This is a genomic window from Brochothrix thermosphacta DSM 20171 = FSL F6-1036 (assembly GCF_036884295.1).
Classification (GTDB): domain Bacteria; phylum Bacillota; class Bacilli; order Lactobacillales; family Listeriaceae; genus Brochothrix; species Brochothrix thermosphacta.
Genome location: NZ_CP145608.1, coordinates 2,178,800 through 2,198,337, shown reverse-complemented (window position 1 = coordinate 2,198,337; position 19,538 = coordinate 2,178,800). Strand labels below are relative to the sequence as shown.

The following is a 19,538-nucleotide window of genomic DNA, read 5'->3' as shown; positions in this document are numbered from 1 at the left end:
TTTATAAAATATTAATGTGTGTAATTTAAAAATACAGGTATTAATTAAAAATAATGTATAGTGGCATACAAAAAGACTAGCAAACAATTTCTGTTTGCTAGTCTTTTTTAAATTAAAATTATTTATTTTTCAAGATAAACATATTTTAAAGCAGTCATAGTATATGGGAAACGTTTAAAGTTTTTAAGTTTTGGATTTTCTAAAGAAGCAATTGCATTTTGATAAAGTGGTGCAGAAGCAGCGTCATCTTTGATCGCAATTTTTTCAGCTTCAATATAAGTGTTCCAACGTTCTAATGGTTTAGTAGCTTGAGTTGTTGAAGCTTCAACAAGTAAATCATCAAATTTAGGGTTGCTGTAATCCATCATATTATATGAAGAACCAGTTTTAAAGAGGTCAATGTATGTTGAAGGGTCTTGATAATCTGGTCCCCAACGTGTTAATTGCGCTTGGAAATCACCACTGGCATTAAGTTCAAGTCTGTTTTTATAAGGTAATGTTTTTAACGATACCTTTACGCCAGGAAGGTTTTTTTGCCATTGATCTTGAATGTATTCGGCTGTTGGTTTACTACCATCAGCATCATCGTTTAATAATTCAATTGTAAATGTTGATTTGCCTGTTTCCTTTTTCGCAAGCTCTAACAATTTTTTCGCTTCAGTTGCATCAAATTTAATAACTGGTTTAGCATCTTTACGGAAATCAGCACCTGTATCAGGATTTGTTACGAAGTTAGCAGGAACAATACCTTCAGCAGGTGTTGAACCGTTAGAAAGGACATGTTCAGTTAAGCCTTTGCTATCAATTGCAGCATTTAATGCTTTACGTAAGTTAAGATTATCAAGTCCAGTTTTTGCAACATCTACTTTTTGGCTGTATTTGATGTAATACATAAAAGCACCTGCTGTACTAACAAAATTCTCGTTTGATTTGTATTGTTTAGCGAAATCACCTGTTAATTCAGCACGATCTAATTCGCCAGTTTCGAATAAGTTTGCACCTGTACCAGAGTTAGCAATAACGTTATAAACAAAAGTATCTGTTTTCACATTTTTCTTATCCCAGTACTTATCATTTTTAACAAGTGTCCATGAGTCAGAAGTTGGGTCCCAATCTTTCATTTTATATGGCCCATTAAAAAGAATATGCTCACTGTTTTTTGCATATTTATCACCTTGATCTTTTACAAACTCTTCATTTAATGGGAAGAAAACAGAGAACGCAAGTAATGACTCAAAGTAAGGTACGGGTTTTTCCAAAGTGACTTCAATTTTTTTATAATCAACCGCTTTGATACCTAATTCTTTAGGATTTTTCTTACCACCAAGAATGGCTGTTGCGTTTTTCACAACGCCATCATAAAGATATGAGTATTGTGAACCTGTTTTAGGATCAACGGCGCTTTTCCAAGCATAAACAAAATCTTCCGCTGTTACAGGCTTGTCATTAGACCATTTTGCATCATCACGAAGTGTAAATGTATAAACAGTTTTGTCTTTGTTTGTTTGAGCTTTTTCTTTCGCAGCTGCTGGAATTAATTTACCCTCTAAATCATACGTATAGAGTCCTTCATTCGTTTGATTAAGCGTTTGTATACTTGATTCATCAGTAGCAAGACGTGAATCCATATATGAGATGTTTGTTTGAGCACTTAATTTAATTTTTGAAGCTGTTTCTGATTTTTTGTCATCTTTTGCCCCAGAGCTACCACATGCGCCTAAGATAACAGCCGTTAGAACAACAGATGTTACCAGTGTTCCTTTTTTCTTCCAAGATTTAAGTTTCATGTCATTTCCCCCAATATCGAATTTTCCTCATACATTAAACACATACAATGTATAAGAGACGAATGTATTCTGTATACTATACAATATTTAGAATAGTCTGTAAATAGATAAAATAGAAATAACAGATTATTCCGATAAAAGGGAACGTAATTAATAAGAGAAAACACTTTACAAGCGGAAGTGTTCTCAAGTATACTTTGATTAAGTTGGTCTAGGGAAACATTATTAGTTATAGACAACAAAGGAGGAGCTATGGAAATAAAAAATTTATCCGTTTCATACGGTAATAACCAGGTGCTTAATGATGTAAGTTTAACGATAAAAGCAGGAAAGCTAACAGGTGTATTAGGACCAAATGGTGCTGGTAAATCGACATTTATAAAGGCTATTATGAAATTAATACCTTCTGATACTGGAACAATCACCTTAAATAATGAGAAAGATATCATCTCATATGTACCACAGCGACAATCAATTGATTTAACATTCCCGATTACAGTATTCGATATGGTTTTAATGGGAACTTATCCATCATTGGGTTTATTTAAACGCCCAGGTAAAAAGGAAAAAGAAAAAGTCATTGAGAGTTTAGAGTCTGTTGAAATGGCAGAATTTGTCAAAAGACAAATATCAGAGTTATCAGGGGGTCAATTACAACGTGTAGTTATTGCACGCGCATTGGTTCAAGAAGCAGATATTTATTTACTCGATGAACCTTTTGCAGGTGTTGATATGGTGAGTGAAGGCATTATCATGAAGCGTATTCGTAAACTTAAAGCAGCAGGTAAAACAGTAGTGATTGTTCACCATGATTTGACAAAAGTAAGAGAATATTTTGATGATGTTATTCTGTTACATCCAGATTATACGTTATTTGGATCTGTGGATGAGCTGTTTACACCACAATCATTGAAAAAAATCTATGGAATTGAAATTCACGTATAGGAGGGGACCATTATTTTTATCGAAGCAGTGAAAGAATATAATTTTTTACAACAAGCATTGATTACATCTATATTGGTAGGGGTAAGTTCGGGTGTTATCGGTAGTTTTGTAGTTTTACGAGGGATGTCATTAATGGGAGATGCCATTTCCCATGCGGTTTTACCAGGTGTCGCTATTTCGTATATGTTAGGTATTAACTTTTTAATTGGCTCAACAATTTTTGGTATTTTAGCAGCATTAGGTATCGGATTTATTAGTGATAAGAGTCCGCTGAAAAATGATTCAGCAATCGGTATTATTTTGAGTTCTTTTTTAGCGCTCGGTATGATTTTGGTAACAATGGCAAAAAGTTCTACCAATCTTTATCACATATTATTCGGAAATATATTGGCTGTGCAACGTGTGGATATGTGGATAACATTGGTAGTTACGATGCTGGTATTGTTATTGGTGATTATTTTTTATAAGGAACTGTTTGTCAGTACCTTCGATGAAACAATTGCAAAAAGTTATGGCTTAAACACAAAAGTAATCCATTATTTTTTAATGGTTTTACTAACACTAGTAACGGTCGTAGCTTTACAAACTGTTGGGGTAATTCTTGTAGTAGCGATGTTGGTTATCCCCGCATCAACGGCATACTTATTAACTAATAAGTTGAGTCATATGATTGTTTTATCAACAATCATCGGAATGGTTAGTTCTGTTAGTGGCTTATATTTTAGTTTTGTGAATAACTTTGCTTCAGGACCAACAATTGTAATGAGTGCTACCATTTTATTTATACTAGCATTTATCTTTTCTAAGAAAAGTACACTATCTTTCAAATCCAATAAAAAAAGGGGAGAAAAAAGCAATGAAATTTCTGTATAAAAAAAAGATCTATGTAACGTTAATGATTGCGGCTTTACTCATGCTAACGGCTTGTGGTACAAGTGCAGGTAAAGATGAAAAAAAGAGCGATGAGGGCAAATTATCAATTGTTGTTACAAATTCAATTTTAGAAGATATGGTTAATCAAGTTGGAGGAAAACATGTGGATGTTCACAGTCTCGTACCGATTGCACAAGATCCACATGAACATGAACCTTTACCAGCAGATACCGCAAAAACATCCAAGGCTGAGTTGATATTTTATAATGGTTTAAACTTAGAGACAGGAAATGGTTGGTTTACGAAGTTGTTGGATAGCACTCAACAAAAAGATAAAGAGGACAAAGTTACTTTCGCTGTTTCAAAAGGTATTGACCCAATCCATCTAGAGTCTAAAGGCCAAGAAAATGAGCAGGACCCACATGCGTGGTTATCAATCCAAAATGGTATTAAATATATACAAAACATTGAAAAAACATTATCAGAAAAAGACCCTGATAATAGAGCTGATTATGAGAAGAACGCAGCAGCTTATATTTCTAAATTAGAAGTCGTGGATAAAAAGGCGAAGAAACAGATGTCTGATATTCCAAAAGATAAAGCAATTCTTATCACAAGTGAAGGCGCCTTTAAATATTTCACGCAAGCGTATGGCTTACGAGCGGAATATATCTGGGAAATTAATTCAGAAAATGAGGGAACACCTGATCAGTTAACACGTATTGTTGATTTAGCGAAGGATTTAAAGTTACCAAGTTTGTTTGTTGAAACAAGTGTTAATGATAAGAGTATGAAAACACTATCGCAAGAAACTGGCGTACCAATCCATGAGGGGAAACTTTTTACAGATTCCTTAGCGAACAAAGGTGAACCTGGTGATACGTATTTAAGTATGATGGAATGGAACATTAAACAAATCCATGATGGTTTATCAAAATAAGTAGTGAAAAACAGTCCTATTGAAAGATAATAGGACTGTTTTTTTATGCACTCATATTTAAAATGATATAAATAAACGTTGCAACTTATAGAATAACTGTGTACTGTAATAGACATAGCTTATTTAAGTTGAATATTCAGAAAATTCAGAAGAGGAAGTGGACATATGGCACAACCAGTAGCATTGGCGATTTTAGTAACGATTTTATTTATCGGTGATCTTGTTTCAGTCAGAACAAAAGCATGGGTTTCATCAGTTTTTATTAGTGCACTATTATTTTTAATCGGTTATTGGACTTTTTTTCCGAAAAACATTGTGGAAGTTTCAGGTATCTCTGGAGGCGTAGCAGTGATGTTAATGTACCTCTTGATCACAAATCTTGGAACCTTATTATCGTTTAAAGAGCTGCTAAATCAGTGGAAAACAATTGTTATTTCATTAAGTGGTATTATCGGTATGTTAGTATTACTTTTTACAATTGGATATTGGTTCTTAGATCTTGAGACAATTTTAGTTGCAGGGCCACCATTGGTTGGAGGTATTGTTTCAGCACTAATAATGTCTGAAGCAGCACAAACGGCAGGTTTAACGTCTTTGTCCGTATTAGCAATTTTAATATATGTGATGCAAGGATTCGCGGGTTACCCGTTAACATCGATTTTTTTGAAAAAAGAAGGGCGACGTTTGTTGAAGGATTATCGTGAAGGAAGTTGGAAGCCAGAAGTAAATGTATCTGATGTTGTTAGTGAAACAATCGATAAACAGCCAAAATTATTCGCAAAAGTACCTATCAGATATAATACCAATTTCTTTAAGTTGGCTCGATTAGCAATCATTGCTTGTTTGGCTTACTTGGCATCAACTGCATTAGCTCCAATTTTGACAGTGAGTCCGTTTGTATTATGTTTGTTATTTGGTGTTATTGCTTCGTCACTTGGTTTTTTAGAAACAAAACCACTTGAGAAAGCCAACGGACAAGGGTTTGCCATCATGGGTTTAATGTTATTCATATTTGATGGAATAAAAAATGCAACACCAAAAATGTTACAAGAATTAGTGGGACCAATGGTTTTAATTATTGTGATAGGAGTCATTGGTATGTATATTTTTTCGTTTATCGCCGCGAAAATACTTAAAATAAGCACTAATATGGCATTTGCAGTTGCATTAACTGCATTGTATGGATTTCCAGCAGATTATATTATTACGAATGAAGTAGTAGCTGCCTTAACAGAAGATGAAGAAGAGCGCATTGTTTTACGTAGTTACATGTTACCACCCATGTTAGTTGGCGGTTTTATATCAGTCACAATGGTCTCAGTGGTGTTAGCAGGGATTTTCGCCCCTATTTTAATTGGACTTTAACAGAAAAGGAAGTGGAAAAAATGAATAAATTAGCAGAAGAAGTTGACGGATTATTTGATGAAATGGTAGCATTCAGACGAGATTTACACGCGCATCCTGAGTTGCAGTGGGAAGAAGTTAGGACAACAGAAAAAGTAGCTGCGGTTTTAACAGAGTTAGACATTCCATTTGTTAGAACAAAACCCACAGGTATTATCGCGAATTTAGTAGGGGCACATCCTGGTAAAACGGTGGCATTGCGAGCAGACATGGATGCTTTACCGGTATACGAACTTAATCGTGAATTGAGTTATCGTTCCGTGGAAGATGGTAAAATGCATGCATGTGGACATGATGCGCATACTGCGATGTTAGTTACTGCAGCAAAAGTTTTAAAGAAATATCAAAACGAATTACATGGAACGGTTCGCTTTATTTTTCAACCCTCAGAAGAAAATGCTGAAGGTGCTGATGAAATGGTAAGACAAGGTGCAGTTGAAGGTGTCGACAATGCTTTTGGTATTCATATTTGGTCGCAAGTACCTGTCGGTCAAGTAGCTGTTGATCCAGGATCTGCATTTGCATCAGCTGATGTCGTAACAATTGATTTCAAAGGAAAAGGTGGACACGGTGCAATGCCTGAAGGAACGATCGATGTTGCGGTGGTCGCCTCATCATTTGTAATGAATGCACAAGCTATCGTTGCACGAGAAGTTAATCCCTTAAATCCCGTAGTATTTACGGTAGGGAAGATGGAAGTGGGCACACGCTTCAATGTGATTGCTGAAAATGCGCGTCTGGAAGGTACCGTACGTTGTTTTGATGAAGCGACTCAAGATCGTATGATTCAACGTATTAATGAATATGCTGACCATGTTGCAGGTATCTATGGTGCAACAGCAAAAGTTAATTACAGGAAAGGAACTGCGCCTGTAATTAATGAAGAAAGCAGTGCGTTGTTTGCTCAATCACTGGTGGCTGATTTATATGGGATAGAGGCTGTTAAACATGAGCCACCAACAACAGGCGGTGAGGATTTTAGTGCCTATATTCAATCAATCCCAGGTTGTTTTGCTTTAGTTGGTTCAGGTAATCCAGAAAAAGATACAGAGTGGGCTCATCATCATGGTCGTTTTAATATAGATGAGGAAGGCATGAGAGTTGGAGCCACATTGTACGCCAACTATGCATTCGAATACCTTAATAAATGAGATTATAATTTAAAAGTGAAGACAGCTCGTTCGTTCTTCAAGAAATTGGGAAAACTTAAAAACATTCGTTAGATTAGAAATTTCAGTTAGGATAGACTGATTGTTGAAAGAAGGATAAGCAGCTGATATTGTTGCGAAGTTATGAGTTTACAAGGATAGTAGGAGTGCTAATATCGTAGTGGATTCATCCGTTTTTATGAGAGTAGTAGGGGTGCTGATATCGTAGTGGATTCATCCGCTTTACGAGAGTAGTATGGGTGCTGTTATCGTAGCGGTTTTATCCGCTTTACGAGAACAGTATGGGACGGAGCGCAAGCGAGTACCAATCCTTATGTAAATGTCTTAAGAGTACCAAACTTTTAAGAAAGCGAGTAGTCTTCATCTATTTTCTTAAAAGTACCGTTACACCTACTTTATCTCAATTGGAATGGATAAATACATCATTAGTTTTTCTTCACAAATTAAATGTAAAATGAGAACAGTGTCTACCTTTTATAAGGTAGACACTGTTCTCATTTTTATTTATAAGGCTTCAATCAACTCTTCAATTTTCACATGATTTTCAAAAGTAACACCTTGAAGTGCTAATATCTCTCGAGCCTCATCTATAAAATCGTCTAGATGTCCATGGAGTTTATTATCTTCTAAGAAAATATAGCTTGCTACAAGTAGTTGTAAACGATAATATTTTTTACGCAAACGTTCTTGTTCTAATTCTAAGTTAAGAAAGCGGCTTTTTAGAGAAATATAATCATTTAATGTATTTGTGTTTGTGGCTTGAATATTACTTGCATCAACAGCCATTTCGGATAAAGTATGCAAGCCGTTTATAAGTTGATAAACATCATTGATTTTATCTTTATTATTAGGATTATGTGAGAGGGATTGAACATTATTCATTGTATCAGATAGTAACCGTAATATTTCTGGATTAGAATACGTTACTGACTGTTTCTTTTTCTTTGCTTGTAAGGCTTTCAAATTTGCGGTTTTTTCAGATTTTGATTTACGTTTTCGTCCAGGTTTACTTTTACATATCTCTTCTACAAGGATTTCATCTTTTTTCAATTTATAAAACGTATTTTGCAACTGGCTAGGTGTTTTTGGAAAAAGATTGGATTGATTAGAGCTGATAAGATCTGAGATATCTGCGATTTTCAAGCCATAGTCTGAACAGAATTGATAAGATAATAGTAGTAATTGAAGTTCTGATTTTAACCAACTTGTATCGGAATGAATATATTTTTCGACACCGCCACGTTTTTCAATTTCTTGATATGTTTCAGTTATTAAATTTCGGAATTCCTGAAGCGTTTTAAATGCAACGTTGTGCTTTTCGGCCATAGCCATTAATTCTTTTTTATTATTCTTGTCTGAATCAATTGGTGATTCTCTTAGTTGAGAGAATAGTAACATTAATTCTTTTTTCTTCATTTTTTTTCCTCCTCTGTGTATATATAGTAACTGTTTTATTAAATAATATATGATTATATTTATAGTTTGACATAGTAACTAGTCTTTTGTAAAACACAAAATACTAGTTTTAAAACACATTTTATGAAAAAAAAAAAATATACCCCTCTGAAAGCAGGTATATCAGTCTTTTGTTGTTTTGAAAAATAGAGTGTCAATTTTTGTTAATTTATAGCAATAAAAGAAAGGGTTGTTTTTTAAAAGAATTTGTTAAAAAATGATAGTTATTTAATAACAAGTGGTTTTAATTGTTCCTCCACAATATCTTTTGAAGCCCCTGTTGCTAATAATGCAGCAGCTGTATAGGCACCTTCAATCAATGCTGTATCATAAATAGTGATGTTTTTATCACTGAGTTCTGCAACCATCTCTAAATTCATTTTAGCACTTCCTAAATCGTAAAAAGCGTAGATAGAACTAGCAGAGTTCTTGTTTATAGCTGTTTCTATCTTTGAAAAACTAGTTCCAATTTCATTATCGTCATTACCACCAGAATAGGTGATAGGTACGTCTTTTGAGGCTTCTTTCAGAAGCGACACAACACCTGAAGCAATTTCAGGGACATGAGAAATAATCACAATACCGAATTCAGTCATTGAGAACACCTGCTTTCAACATTGTTGAAAACAACAAGCCGGACGAAGCAGCACCTGGATCAATATGTCCAATGGATCTTTCACCAAGGAAGGCTGCTCTACCTTTTGTTGCAAGGATATCTTTTGTTTTATCAACAAAAGTAGTGATTGCTTCAGAAGAAAGTTCATTTTTTTCTAAGCTTTTTATGACTGGGTCCCAAACATCAAGCATTGTTTTTTCACCAACAGTCGATTTTCCACGTTTACCAACAGCGGCCATCCCGTTTTTAAGGTTTGTAATCAGAGCCTCGGAGTTTAATTTTTCTTCAGTCACTTTACTCATTTCAATAAAAGCTGAGCCGTAGAGAGGCCCAGAAGCGCCTCCTACTTTGCTTAAAAGTGTCATTCCCGTTAATTTCAATGTTTCAGAAATGTTTTGTGGTTGTTTCTCACTAAATGCCTCTTTAAGAAAAGTCGCGCCACGTGCCATATTTACTCCATGATCTCCATCACCGATAGGAGAATCTAAGTCACTCAAGTAAGCTTTGTTGGCGATTAATTCATCCGCAAATAAAGTAAGCCAATCAATTAATTTATCATTAGTTAACATGTTTATTCCTCCTTTAGTTCCATGCAATAGTAGTGACTGATTCATCTAGCCATTCAAGATAACGTGGATCAGTAATATTCAAAACAGTAAGAGAAATACCAGCCATGTCGATTGCTGTCATATAATCCCCGAGTTTTTTATAAGCAACTGTTGCACCCTTAGCTTCAATTAAAGGTAAAACATCATTTGCAAACACATACTGTTCCATTAAAGGCGTTGCGCCCATCCCGTTCACTAAGATTGCGAATGAGTTGCCTTCAAAAGAAATACTGCGTGATAAAGTATCCACTAACTCTTTCGCCATTTCTTGTGATGTTTTCATTTTTTCTCTACGATAACCTGGTTCTCCATGAATGCCGATACCGAACTCAATTTCATCATCGCCTAAGTCAAAACCAGGTTTACCAACTTCTGGAACAGTAGCAGCTTTAATTGCTAAGCCAAGTGTTTTTATATTCGGCACAAGATCATCCGCAATTTTTTTAATTTCTTCTAGCGATAACCCAGATCGAGCGGCTGCGCCTAAAATTTTATGCACGTATACGGTACCCGCAACACCACGACGTCCCGATGTATAGGTACTATCTTCAACAGCAATATCATCATCAACAACGATAAAATCAACTTTGATATCTTCTAATTCGGCTAATTCTTTTGCCATATCAAAGTTCATAATATCCCCACTATAATTTTTAATAATCATGAGTACACCAGCACCGTTATCGGCAACTTTAATCGCTTCTAATACTTGATCAGGAGAGGGTGATGTAAATACAGCCCCACATGCAGCGGCTGAAAGCATCCCATCGCCAACAAAACCAGCGTGAGCAGGTTCATGCCCGCTGCCACCGCCACTAACTAGCCCAACTTTATTAGGGGTTTTTGCTAATCTAGCAATGACATTTGTATTGGGTACACGGTAGACTAAATCATCGTGTATCGTCACTAAACCCTCCAACATTTCGTTCACAATATTTTCTGGTTGATTCATAATTTTCTTCATAAAAAATCGTCTCCCTTCATTATAATTTGTATACGCTTTCATTTTACAACTAAAACAACCAGACAGCAAATTTTTAACTGAGGAGGTTGTCTTTAATTTTTTTGATATCATCTATAGACATATTGCAATCAGTCACTAAAAAAGATTCAATCGATGAATGCTTAGCGTAAATCAAGTCTAAGGCAGCATCTAAATACTCTTTACGAACGGTTGTAATTGGTTTTAATGTTTGGTCATCAAGACGATTAAAGCTGATTATTTTTAATAATCGAGCAGGTCCTCTTAATGATTTTGTAACATGATCATTTGATGCAAGGTAGTGCGTTAAAACAATCTGATACGGGATTTCTAACAAGAGTTGGATTAGAGCGACAATGAAACCTGTACGATCTTTACCAGCAGAGCAATGAATTAATAGCGGGAAGTTTTTTTCTTCTGTGAGTAGAGAAAAAATTGTATTGATTTCATCCTGACAATAGAGAGCCATGTTTTTATACGTGTCAATCATCAAGTTTTCTAAATCTTTTTCAGTGGCTTTACCACTAATTAGTTTTAAGGTTTTACGATTAAGTAGTTGCCGGCTTTTATCAACAAGAGGCACATTGACCACATTTTTAAAATCATAACGCGTATAATGATAACCTTTTTCAACGAGGGTGCGTAAATCAATAACTGTGGCAATTTTATAAGACGAGAATGCAGGAGAAATCGATTTGATTTGTGAGAGGTTACCAGCGCGATAAATTTGTTTTTCTTTAATAAATTGATTTGAATCATTTGAAAAACCACCAATATCGCGGAAATTAATAATCTTTCTTTTCATTTTTTGAATCACCTCAGCTGTCTGTTGGGAAAATAATAAAGAAAAGCACCAAATTAACGACGTAATTTGGTGCGTGAACACTTAAAAATCATTTGTTAAAAGGCCCTTTTTATTTAGCCTGAATGACTTCAATACGGTAACCATCAGGATCGGTAATGAAATAATAGGTTGCAGCATTATTTGAAAGGCTTTTTAAGTCTGTTACTTCATATCCGGCCTCTTTATGAGCAGCATGAGTGCGTTGCAAATCATCAGCTTCAACAGCGATATGACCATAACCATTACCTAAATCATAAGGTTCAGTTTGATCATAGTTATAAGTTAGTTCCAATTCATAACGATCATCAGTTAGAGAATTACTCAAGTAAACAAGCTTAAATTGCGACTCTGGAAAGTCACGCTCTTTAACTACCTGGAAGTTAAGCGCAGATTTATAAAATTCGATTGATTTTTCTAAGTTTTTGACACGGTAACAAGTATGTAACATTCTAAATGACATTGATAACAACTCCTTTTATAGTTACCTTAATACTAGTATAAGATGTGCCTAATTTCAACTTTTATCGACCGAAATACATGGATTTATTAATAAAAATGATTATTTTTTTAGGGCGCTCTATCGTAGTGATAGCGTGGGATAAGCCGCCACTAAGGTTTTTCAATGAAGCATGCCTTGTTGAATCAATGTCAAATATTTGTTAGGCTTATACAAGAACAAACGAATAAATTACTAAGGAAGGTTGGGTAAAATGTCTAAGTTCGAAGTAAAGAATTTAACAAAAGTATTTGGAAAAAATTCAACAAAAGCTTTATCATTATTAGATGACAAGCTATCCAAATCAGAGATTTTAAAACAAACAGGAGCTACTGTCGGAGTTAACAAGGTATCTTTTGATGTTGAAGAAGGAGAAATTTTCGTAATCATGGGACTTTCAGGAAGTGGTAAGTCTACGCTTATCCGCTTGTTGAATCAACTAATAGAGCCAACTTCTGGTGCAATGTTGTTAGATGGTGAAAATCTTGCGACAATGACTAAAAAAGAATTAATTGAAGTTCGTCGTAAAAAAATGAGTATGGTCTTCCAAAATTTCGGTTTGTTTCCTAACAGAACCATTCAAAAGAATGTTGAATTCGGTTTAGAGATTCAAGGTATCGATAAAGAAGAACGTTTCAAAAATGCAGAAAAAGCCTTAAAAACAGTTGGTTTAGAAGGATATGGTGAACAATATCCAAATCAATTATCTGGTGGGATGCAACAACGGGTAGGATTAGCACGAGCATTAGCTAATAATCCTGATGTACTCTTAATGGATGAGGCTTTTTCAGCGTTAGATCCTTTAAATCGTAAAGACATGCAAGAGCAATTGATTGAGCTTCAAGCTGATTTGAAGAAAACAATTATCTTTATTACGCATGATTTACATGAAGCTTTAAGAATTGGTGACCGCATTATGATTATGCGAGACGGTTCTGTTGTACAAATTGGTACACCGGAAGAAATTTTGATGAATCCAGCAAACACTTATGTTGAAGAGTTCACGGAAGATGTCGATCGTTCTAAAGTCTTAACAGCTGAGAATGTGATGATTCGTCCAACAACAATTGATATCGATCGTCGAGGACCTCGTTTTGCTCTTAAATTAATGGGTGAAGAAGGTTTATCAAGTGTTTTCGTAACACGTCGTCATAAGTTGATCGGTATCGTTCATGCACTTGAAGTTTCAGAGTTTATTAAAAAAGGTGAAGGCGAATTTGAAGATATCATTCATGGAGATATTCCAACAACATCTTCGGATACACCGGTAACTGATTTGATTGATGAAATGTCTACAAGTCCTGTTCCTTTAGCTGTGTTGAAAGATGAAAAATTTATCGGCATTGTTATTCGTGGTTCATTACTGGCTGCATTATCAGGAAATGGGGGCGATGAATAATGGATAAATTACCAAAATTACCATTAGATGTATGGATTGACTGGATTGTTGATCGACTGACTACGTTTGAAGGATTTTTCAATGGTGTGACCAATGTAATTGGTGGTATTGTTGGCGGAATTCAATGGGTGTTTGATTTAATACCAGAGTGGTTATTTATTATTTTATTACTTGCTATTATTTTCTCTGTAACGAGAAAGACTAAAAAATATGGTTTAATTGTCTTTGCTTTAGCGGGACTCTTGTTAATATGGAACCTTGGTTTCTGGCGTGACATGACGCAAACATTAACTTTGGTTATCACAAGTAGTTTAATTACCTTTATTTTTGGTGTCCCTCTAGGTATCTGGATGGCTAAAAGTAAAACAGCTGAAAGTATTATTCGTCCAATCTTAGACTTTATGCAAACAATGCCAGCATTTGTTTACTTAATTCCTGCTGTTGCATTCTTTGGTATTGGTATGGTACCGGGTGTTGTTGCATCTGTTATTTTCGCAATGCCACCAACAGTTCGTATGACGAACTTAGGTATTCGTGAAGTGCCAACTGAACTAACCGAAGCCTCAGATTCATTTGGTTCTACAGGTTGGCAGAAACTAATTAAAGTCCAACTTCCATTGGCTAAACCAACAATTATGGCCGGTATTAACCAAACAATGATGCTTGCATTATCTATGGTTGTTATTGCATCTATGATCGGTGCAATGGGATTAGGAACGCAAGTTTACTTTGCAGTTGGACGTAACGAAGCTGGAGCTGGATTTACAGCAGGTCTTGCAATTGTAATCGTTGCTATTATATTAGATCGTATGACCCAAGCCTTCACGGCTAAAAGAAAGTAGGTGCTGACGAGATGAAAAAATATTACCTCGCTGTCGTATTACTTCTCACTACGGTGCTACTTGCTTCATGTACTGAAATGGCCGCATACAATGATAAAGAACCATTAGGTCCACAAATTAATTACACAATTACCGGTATTGATGCTGGGACAGGTGTTATGAGCGGAACTACTGAAGCTTTGAAAGTTTACGGTCTTGAAAAAGATAAGTGGCAATTACAAACAAGTTCAACAGCCGCAATGACAAGTACACTTGGAAAAGCTATTAAAAATAAGCAACCAATTGTTGTCACAGGGTGGGAACCACACTGGATGTTTACAAAATTTGATTTGAAATTTTTAGATGATCCAAAAGGTGTTTTTGGTGGAAGTGAAAATATTAATACAGTTGTACGTAAAGGTTTGAAAAAAGATGAACCAGAGGCATACAAAGTTTTAAATAATTTTTATTGGACACCTGAAGATATGTCTGATGTTATGTTGAAAGTAAATGATGGCGATGACCCTCAAGAAGCTGCTGCTAATTGGATTAAAAAAAATCCGAAAAAAGTAGCTGAGTGGACAAAAGGCGCTAAAAAAGTTAATGGCAATAAGTTGACGATGACATATGTTGCTTGGGATTCTGAAATTGCTTCAACTAATGTTGTTGCAGAAGTACTTCGAGGTATTGGTTATGATGTTTCTATTCAAGTAATGGAGATTCAACCAATGTGGATTTCAATTGCAACTAATAAAGCAGATGCAATGGTGGCTGCATGGTTACCTAATACATCAGGGAAACTTTATTCTGATTTTAAAGATGATCTTGATGACTTAGGTCCTAACCTTGAAGGCGCTAAAGTTGGCTTAGCAGTTCCAACGTATATGAAAAATATTAATTCAATCGAAGATTTACTCTCTAAATAATATAAAAAAGAGCACCTCTTGTCTAATTCTAACGAATTAGCAGGAGGTGCTTTCTTATGTCGTTTTTTTATTATTAAAGGCCTGAAGGTTGTTCTAATTTTTCTGTGTAACTATCGTGATAATTTAGCAAACCTTCAATTGGAATTTTTACAATTTGTTCACCGTTTTTCGCATGAGTACTAACGTAATCAATCATTTTTTTTGATTGACTAATGGCAATGAAATGGCGAACTGTTTTATCTGTTTGGTTATCTGTACGCGTTGCTAGAATTGAAACATATGGTTTTGGTACAACAACTTCAATTGTTAAAGCATCTTTATAAATATCTAAATGATATTTCAAAGCACTTTCATTTGGTAAAATAACAGCTTCATAGTTTTTAAGCGGCGTTTTTATAGTATCGACATCAATTAAATCAAACGTTAACTTTTTAGTGTTAGATGTTATTTTATCTAATGAACCAATGCCATCAAATTCTTTAGAGAGTTTGATTAACTTAGCTTCATTAAGCATAACCAAAGCTCTTCCTAAATCAGTGGGATCTTTTGGCAATGCGATAGTATCACCTGATTTCAACTGTGTAATTTTAGTGTACTTCTCTGAGTATAAACCCATTGGCGCCCAATAGGATGAGGCGACAGCAACGAGATTATTCAGGTTTTTTTCCTTGACTGATTGGTCAAATGCGCTAATAGTTTGCGAACCAGCAATATCAATTTCTTTGGCAGCAAGTGCCTTGTTTAAGGCGTTTGAATTAGGGTATTTTTTTAAAGAAATACTAATATTTTTTTCTTGAGCATCTTGAACAAGTTGCTTCCAAATGAATGTGTCAGATAAAATTCCGACTGTTAATTCTTGTGGTGCTTCATTAGGTTGTTTCTTACCACAACCAGCGATGAAGAGAACCAAACATATTAAAGACAACAATAAAGTAAGGTGTTTTATTTGTTTCATTTTAGTCTCCTTGTGAACCTGTACATTAAAATAACACCATATAATAGAAATAAATGGTTTTAAAGACAACTTCTCTTAATGTAAAATAGCATATCATATAAGGGGTATAAGTCAATATATTTGAGTGTGTATGGTAAAATAGTAAGCGGGATAAGCAAAGAGAATATATAGTGGTTATAGTTATAGTAATAAAGCAAAATAGGAGGAAAGAAAATGCAAATCAATCGATCAGATGTAAAAGTTATGAAATTCAACTTTGAAACACCAGAAAAACAGTACGAAATTACTTCGCCAGAAATCCAAACAAATATTGTGGAGCTAGCTCCAGTAAGTAATGAGGATAGTGAAGTTTTCGAAAAAGGGAAAATTTGTCGCCTAGAATTGACATTTAATATCCAATTACAGGATTTTAAAGTTGAGGGACTTGTTACCCAATCGATACAATTCGTAGATTATTTTGATGAAATACAAAAAGTGCCTGAAGAAGCAATACAGGAATTATCGCGTGATTTATTAGATTATGTACAACGATTGACTTATGATGTAACTGAAATATCTTTTGATAGACCAGGATATGATTTGAAATTTGAACCAAGCTAAAAGTACTTATCAAATAAAAAAAGATAATTCTGTCAAATTGCATTGACATTGATAATCGTTATCAATTATACTAATCTTAATATACATAAGAATAGAGGAGATTGCATATGATTATTGTTACTAATACGATTAGAATTGAACCTGGATTTGGTGAACGCGTGATTGCACAATTTACGGATGGTAATGCATCAAAAAATATCGCAGATGTTGAAGGCTTTTTAGGTTTTGAATTGTGGCATAATCAAAGTGCTGAAGAATATGAAGAAGTTGTTGTAACGAGTCGTTGGGAAAGTGATGAAGCGCAAAAAAACTGGGTTAAGAGTAAACAGTTCAAGGAAGCGCATGGTCGTACTAAAGATACCCGTCATCAAAAAGAGCAACGTGAAGGTATCATCAGCAGCTCAATTGATCGCTACAACGTTGTTCATGAGCAACTACCTCTATAAAAAGCAGTTTTATAACTATAAAAAAAAAAGAATCGCATCTTGCGGTTCTTTTTTTTATACAATTAATATCTCGATTGGTAATTTTTTTCGAATGATAAGAGAAAAAAGCAGTTTTTAATTTAAAATAAATAGTAGTTGATATGAAAAAACAGGATAATTTATAGCTTATATATTAATAGAGTGTGACAAAAAATGCTGTTTTGTAATATTAAAATAAATAAAATGAAACATCAAATCGCGGAAGGACAGTGTTTTATATTAAAAAAACAGTGAGAGAAATAATTACAAATATGACGAAAAGACGTTTTTTTAACATTTGAGCGTTACCATCTCTTAATTTGTGTGTAACCCATGCAACGATTATCCATGGTAAAGTTATAACATAATCTTAAGGAGGTTATTCAAACTTATGAATATTAAAAAACTAACTGCTACTGTGGTAGCGGGACTAACACTTGCAACTGTTACATTTTCTGCAACAGGAGTTTCTGCCAACTCATACACAGTAAAATCTGGTGACTCTTTGTGGAAGATTGCTAACGAAAAGAATATTTCAATCGATGAATTGAAATCACTTAATAAATTATCTTCAGATGTTATCCAAACCAACCAAACATTACAATTATCAAAAACAGACGCAACATATACAGTTAAAACGGGCGATTCAATTTGGAAAATCGCAACTAAAAAACAAGTAACAGAGCAAAACTTGAAGTCATGGAATAATTTATCAACTGATATTATTTTCCCAGGTCAAGTATTGAAATTAACTGGTTCTGATGTTCCTGTTGCACAAGAAGCAGCACCAAAAGCTACAGAAGCTGCTCCACAAGCAACAACACCAAAAGCTGAACAAACAACACCGAAAGTAGAAAAAACAGCTCCTACAACTCCTGCAGCAGCACCAAAAGCAGAGCAAGCAGCACCAAAAGCTGCAGCGCCAAAAGTAGAAGCTTCAAATAATTCTGCCTCTGGTCGTCAAATTACTGTTCAAGCAACAGCATATGATGCCGTTTCATTAGGTGGTAGAACTGCTTCAGGTCACCTTGTTACATCGACAAGCGAAAAAGTTATTGCAGTAGATCCAAGTGTTATTCCATTAGGATCAACAGTGTATATCCCTGGTTATGGTACGGCCGTAGCTCGTGATACTGGTGGTGCTATCCAAGGTAACATCATTGACTTAAACATGTCTACAGCTGAAGCTGTACAATGGGGACGTCAAACAGTCACAGTAACAGTTAAATAATTGTACGAATAATTATGAATTGATTGACCAGAGGGTTTCTTCTGGTCTTTTTTTTATGCAATTTTTTAAAACATTCCTCTTATATTGAAATCTGTTACGGCGAATACGTTGTGGGTATTCAAAAACGAGAACATTGTGTTTTTAAGCAGTTCCAAAACCGTCATGACTAGATATATATTATTATTCAATCAATCGAACACTTTGATGATGTGTATGTGATTACTTTGAAATAATAGCTTAGCAGCTGATTGAAATCGTTTGGATAAGCTGCTTTTCAAACCATGTTTTTGAAAAAGAATAGTGGTGACTATAATGCCAGATAAATTTACAATAATCTTGACAAGAGTAGCAACTGTTCTCAATTCCACATATAAATTTGTCGAAAAGACCTAATTTACAGGAATCTTGAACATAGTGCTATTTTTTATGGGAAATAGTATAAGTGAAAATTCATCACCGCTATACTTGATAGATATTATAAGTCGGCACCAATAAACGTTCTTTCTACGGTTTAAATAAGATGCGTAATTATATTTTCTCTGCTAGTAGCATCATTTTTCAAAAATGACACGTTGTTAATCGTTAAGTGGTAAAAAAAGAAACGTGCAGCAATAAACTTACACGATATATTATTAAATAATAAGCTATATTTTAAAAATAGGAGAAATAATCGAATGGAAAAAATAAGAACGCAAAATAAATCTGAACGGGAACAGTACCAATAAGAAGTACATAGTGGTGAGTGGTATTAAAGAAAAGGAAAACTTGGTGAGATAACTACCTTATCAGAAGAATAAACAACACAAATACGAGATAGGGTTACAGCTGAAACTAGCAACGCAGAAAAATTAAAGAGGTTCAAAAAGAGTGTGATAATATTTTCGAAGAAATATTTATTGTAATCTGTAAACTAAACAAATGAAAAGAGATAAAAATAAAGTACTTAATAAAGTAATCACTCATTTAAATAATACCTTAGAGTCTTAATTTAGTAGTCAAATAAAAAAAAGGCCGTGATTACAA

The 19,538-nt window shown here is 34.6% G+C and carries 19 protein-coding genes; 11 read left to right on the top strand and 8 right to left on the bottom strand.

Features of this window, described 5'->3' with window-relative positions:
- Positions 1-122 precede the first annotated feature (122 nt).
- Positions 123-1,787: a peptide ABC transporter substrate-binding protein gene (locus tag V6S17_RS10945; protein WP_051535986.1), complete on the bottom strand. Its 1,665-nt coding sequence runs from the start codon at positions 1,785-1,787 to the stop codon at positions 123-125.
- Between the two features lie 252 nt (positions 1,788-2,039).
- On the opposite strand from V6S17_RS10945, the gene V6S17_RS10940 reads away from it, so the two are divergent.
- The 5 genes from V6S17_RS10940 to V6S17_RS10920 all read left to right on the top strand — a co-directional run bounded on the left by V6S17_RS10940 (position 2,040) and on the right by V6S17_RS10920 (position 7,100).
- Positions 2,040-2,732: a metal ABC transporter ATP-binding protein gene (locus V6S17_RS10940; RefSeq protein ID WP_029091712.1), complete on the top strand. Its 693-nt coding sequence runs from the start codon at positions 2,040-2,042 to the stop codon at positions 2,730-2,732.
- A gap of 9 nt (positions 2,733-2,741) precedes the next feature.
- The gene (locus tag V6S17_RS10935) at positions 2,742-3,605 is read left to right on the top strand and encodes a metal ABC transporter permease (protein ID WP_029091713.1); all 864 of its coding nucleotides are present in this window, start codon (positions 2,742-2,744) and stop codon (positions 3,603-3,605) included.
- On the top strand, positions 3,589-4,545 hold the full coding sequence (locus tag V6S17_RS10930; protein WP_029091714.1) for a metal ABC transporter substrate-binding protein: 957 nt from the start codon (positions 3,589-3,591) through the stop codon (positions 4,543-4,545). Before V6S17_RS10935 ends, V6S17_RS10930 begins: the two co-directional genes overlap by 17 nt.
- 165 nt (positions 4,546-4,710) lie before the next feature.
- Positions 4,711-5,910 carry a DUF819 family protein gene (locus V6S17_RS10925; RefSeq protein ID WP_029091715.1) on the top strand — a complete coding sequence of 400 codons (1,200 nt, stop codon included), beginning with the start codon at positions 4,711-4,713 and terminating at the stop codon, positions 5,908-5,910.
- A gap of 20 nt (positions 5,911-5,930) precedes the next feature.
- Entirely contained in the window at positions 5,931-7,100 is a 1,170-nt protein-coding gene (locus tag V6S17_RS10920) for an amidohydrolase (RefSeq protein ID WP_029091716.1), read from the top strand.
- Positions 7,101-7,622: 522 nt separating this feature from the next.
- On the opposite strand, the gene V6S17_RS10915 is transcribed toward V6S17_RS10920, so the two are convergent.
- The 6 genes from V6S17_RS10915 to V6S17_RS10890 all read right to left on the bottom strand — a co-directional run bounded on the left by V6S17_RS10915 (position 7,623) and on the right by V6S17_RS10890 (position 12,083).
- A complete protein-coding gene (locus V6S17_RS10915; RefSeq protein ID WP_051535987.1) occupies positions 7,623-8,534 on the bottom strand; it encodes a DNA-binding domain-containing protein in 912 nt (303 codons plus the stop codon).
- A 263-nt stretch (positions 8,535-8,797) separates the two neighbouring features.
- Positions 8,798-9,169: a dihydroxyacetone kinase phosphoryl donor subunit DhaM gene (dhaM, locus tag V6S17_RS10910; protein WP_029091717.1), complete on the bottom strand. Its 372-nt coding sequence runs from the start codon at positions 9,167-9,169 to the stop codon at positions 8,798-8,800.
- Complete coding sequence (gene dhaL, locus V6S17_RS10905) at positions 9,162-9,758, bottom strand: dihydroxyacetone kinase subunit DhaL (protein WP_029091718.1); 597 nt, start codon at positions 9,756-9,758, stop codon at positions 9,162-9,164. The genes dhaM and dhaL overlap by 8 nt, the downstream gene beginning before the upstream one ends.
- Before the next feature lie 13 nt (positions 9,759-9,771).
- A complete protein-coding gene (gene dhaK / locus V6S17_RS10900) occupies positions 9,772-10,761 on the bottom strand; it encodes a dihydroxyacetone kinase subunit DhaK (protein ID WP_029091719.1) in 990 nt (329 codons plus the stop codon).
- Positions 10,762-10,834: 73 nt separating this feature from the next.
- A complete protein-coding gene (locus tag V6S17_RS10895) occupies positions 10,835-11,584 on the bottom strand; it encodes a tyrosine-protein phosphatase (protein ID WP_029091720.1) in 750 nt (249 codons plus the stop codon).
- A gap of 109 nt (positions 11,585-11,693) precedes the next feature.
- Positions 11,694-12,083 carry a VOC family protein gene (locus tag V6S17_RS10890; protein ID WP_029091721.1) on the bottom strand — a complete coding sequence of 130 codons (390 nt, stop codon included), beginning with the start codon at positions 12,081-12,083 and terminating at the stop codon, positions 11,694-11,696.
- 250 nt (positions 12,084-12,333) lie between these two features.
- Here V6S17_RS10890 and V6S17_RS10885 point away from each other — a divergent pair, with 250 nt between their 5' ends.
- From V6S17_RS10885 to V6S17_RS10875, 3 genes are read left to right on the top strand one after another with little or no spacing between them, the layout of a single operon-like run.
- Positions 12,334-13,518, top strand: a complete 1,185-nt coding sequence (locus V6S17_RS10885) for a quaternary amine ABC transporter ATP-binding protein (RefSeq protein WP_029091722.1) — start codon at positions 12,334-12,336, stop codon at positions 13,516-13,518.
- Positions 13,518-14,360 (top strand): ABC transporter permease, encoded by an 843-nt coding sequence (locus tag V6S17_RS10880; protein ID WP_029091723.1) that lies wholly within the window; start codon positions 13,518-13,520, stop codon positions 14,358-14,360. Before V6S17_RS10885 ends, V6S17_RS10880 begins: the two co-directional genes overlap by 1 nt.
- An 11-nt stretch (positions 14,361-14,371) precedes the next feature.
- Complete coding sequence (locus V6S17_RS10875; RefSeq protein ID WP_029091724.1) at positions 14,372-15,265, top strand: glycine betaine ABC transporter substrate-binding protein; 894 nt, start codon at positions 14,372-14,374, stop codon at positions 15,263-15,265.
- Positions 15,266-15,338: 73 nt separating this feature from the next.
- Here the strand turns inward: V6S17_RS10875 and V6S17_RS10870 are convergent, their stop codons facing one another.
- Positions 15,339-16,220: a MetQ/NlpA family ABC transporter substrate-binding protein gene (locus V6S17_RS10870; protein ID WP_029091725.1), complete on the bottom strand. Its 882-nt coding sequence runs from the start codon at positions 16,218-16,220 to the stop codon at positions 15,339-15,341.
- A 213-nt stretch (positions 16,221-16,433) separates the two neighbouring features.
- On the opposite strand from V6S17_RS10870, the gene V6S17_RS10865 reads away from it, so the two are divergent.
- The 3 genes from V6S17_RS10865 (at position 16,434) to V6S17_RS10855 (ending at position 18,515) form a co-directional block, all read left to right on the top strand.
- Positions 16,434-16,820, top strand: coding sequence for a DUF1149 family protein (locus tag V6S17_RS10865; RefSeq protein WP_029091726.1), 387 nt, complete (start codon positions 16,434-16,436; stop codon positions 16,818-16,820).
- Positions 16,821-16,927: 107 nt separating this feature from the next.
- Positions 16,928-17,266 (top strand): heme oxygenase IsdG, encoded by a 339-nt coding sequence (isdG, locus tag V6S17_RS10860; RefSeq protein WP_029091727.1) that lies wholly within the window; start codon positions 16,928-16,930, stop codon positions 17,264-17,266.
- A gap of 409 nt (positions 17,267-17,675) precedes the next feature.
- A complete protein-coding gene (locus V6S17_RS10855; protein WP_106786311.1) occupies positions 17,676-18,515 on the top strand; it encodes a LysM peptidoglycan-binding and 3D domain-containing protein in 840 nt (279 codons plus the stop codon).
- Positions 18,516-19,538 lie beyond the last annotated feature (1,023 nt).

Bases quoted from the DNA above. Each gene is read 5' to 3' on its own strand.
- V6S17_RS10945 (WP_051535986.1), bottom strand. From the start codon at position 1,787: ATGAAACTTAAATCTTGGAAGAAAAAAGGAACACTGGTAACATCTGTT.
- V6S17_RS10940 (WP_029091712.1), top strand. From the start codon at position 2,040: ATGGAAATAAAAAATTTATCCGTTTCATACGGTAATAACCAGGTGCTT.
- V6S17_RS10930 (WP_029091714.1), top strand. From the start codon at position 3,589: ATGAAATTTCTGTATAAAAAAAAGATCTATGTAACGTTAATGATTGCG.
- V6S17_RS10925 (WP_029091715.1), top strand. From the start codon at position 4,711: ATGGCACAACCAGTAGCATTGGCGATTTTAGTAACGATTTTATTTATC.
- V6S17_RS10920 (WP_029091716.1), top strand. From the start codon at position 5,931: ATGAATAAATTAGCAGAAGAAGTTGACGGATTATTTGATGAAATGGTA.
- V6S17_RS10915 (WP_051535987.1), bottom strand. From the start codon at position 8,534: ATGAAGAAAAAAGAATTAATGTTACTATTCTCTCAACTAAGAGAATCA.
- dhaM (WP_029091717.1), bottom strand. From the start codon at position 9,169: ATGACTGAATTCGGTATTGTGATTATTTCTCATGTCCCTGAAATTGCT.
- dhaL (WP_029091718.1), bottom strand. From the start codon at position 9,758: ATGTTAACTAATGATAAATTAATTGATTGGCTTACTTTATTTGCGGAT.
- dhaK (WP_029091719.1), bottom strand. From the start codon at position 10,761: ATGAAGAAAATTATGAATCAACCAGAAAATATTGTGAACGAAATGTTG.
- V6S17_RS10895 (WP_029091720.1), bottom strand. From the start codon at position 11,584: ATGAAAAGAAAGATTATTAATTTCCGCGATATTGGTGGTTTTTCAAAT.
- V6S17_RS10890 (WP_029091721.1), bottom strand. From the start codon at position 12,083: ATGTCATTTAGAATGTTACATACTTGTTACCGTGTCAAAAACTTAGAA.
- V6S17_RS10885 (WP_029091722.1), top strand. From the start codon at position 12,334: ATGTCTAAGTTCGAAGTAAAGAATTTAACAAAAGTATTTGGAAAAAAT.
- V6S17_RS10880 (WP_029091723.1), top strand. From the start codon at position 13,518: ATGGATAAATTACCAAAATTACCATTAGATGTATGGATTGACTGGATT.
- V6S17_RS10875 (WP_029091724.1), top strand. From the start codon at position 14,372: ATGAAAAAATATTACCTCGCTGTCGTATTACTTCTCACTACGGTGCTA.
- V6S17_RS10870 (WP_029091725.1), bottom strand. From the start codon at position 16,220: ATGAAACAAATAAAACACCTTACTTTATTGTTGTCTTTAATATGTTTG.
- V6S17_RS10865 (WP_029091726.1), top strand. From the start codon at position 16,434: ATGCAAATCAATCGATCAGATGTAAAAGTTATGAAATTCAACTTTGAA.
- isdG (WP_029091727.1), top strand. From the start codon at position 16,928: ATGATTATTGTTACTAATACGATTAGAATTGAACCTGGATTTGGTGAA.
- V6S17_RS10855 (WP_106786311.1), top strand. From the start codon at position 17,676: ATGAATATTAAAAAACTAACTGCTACTGTGGTAGCGGGACTAACACTT.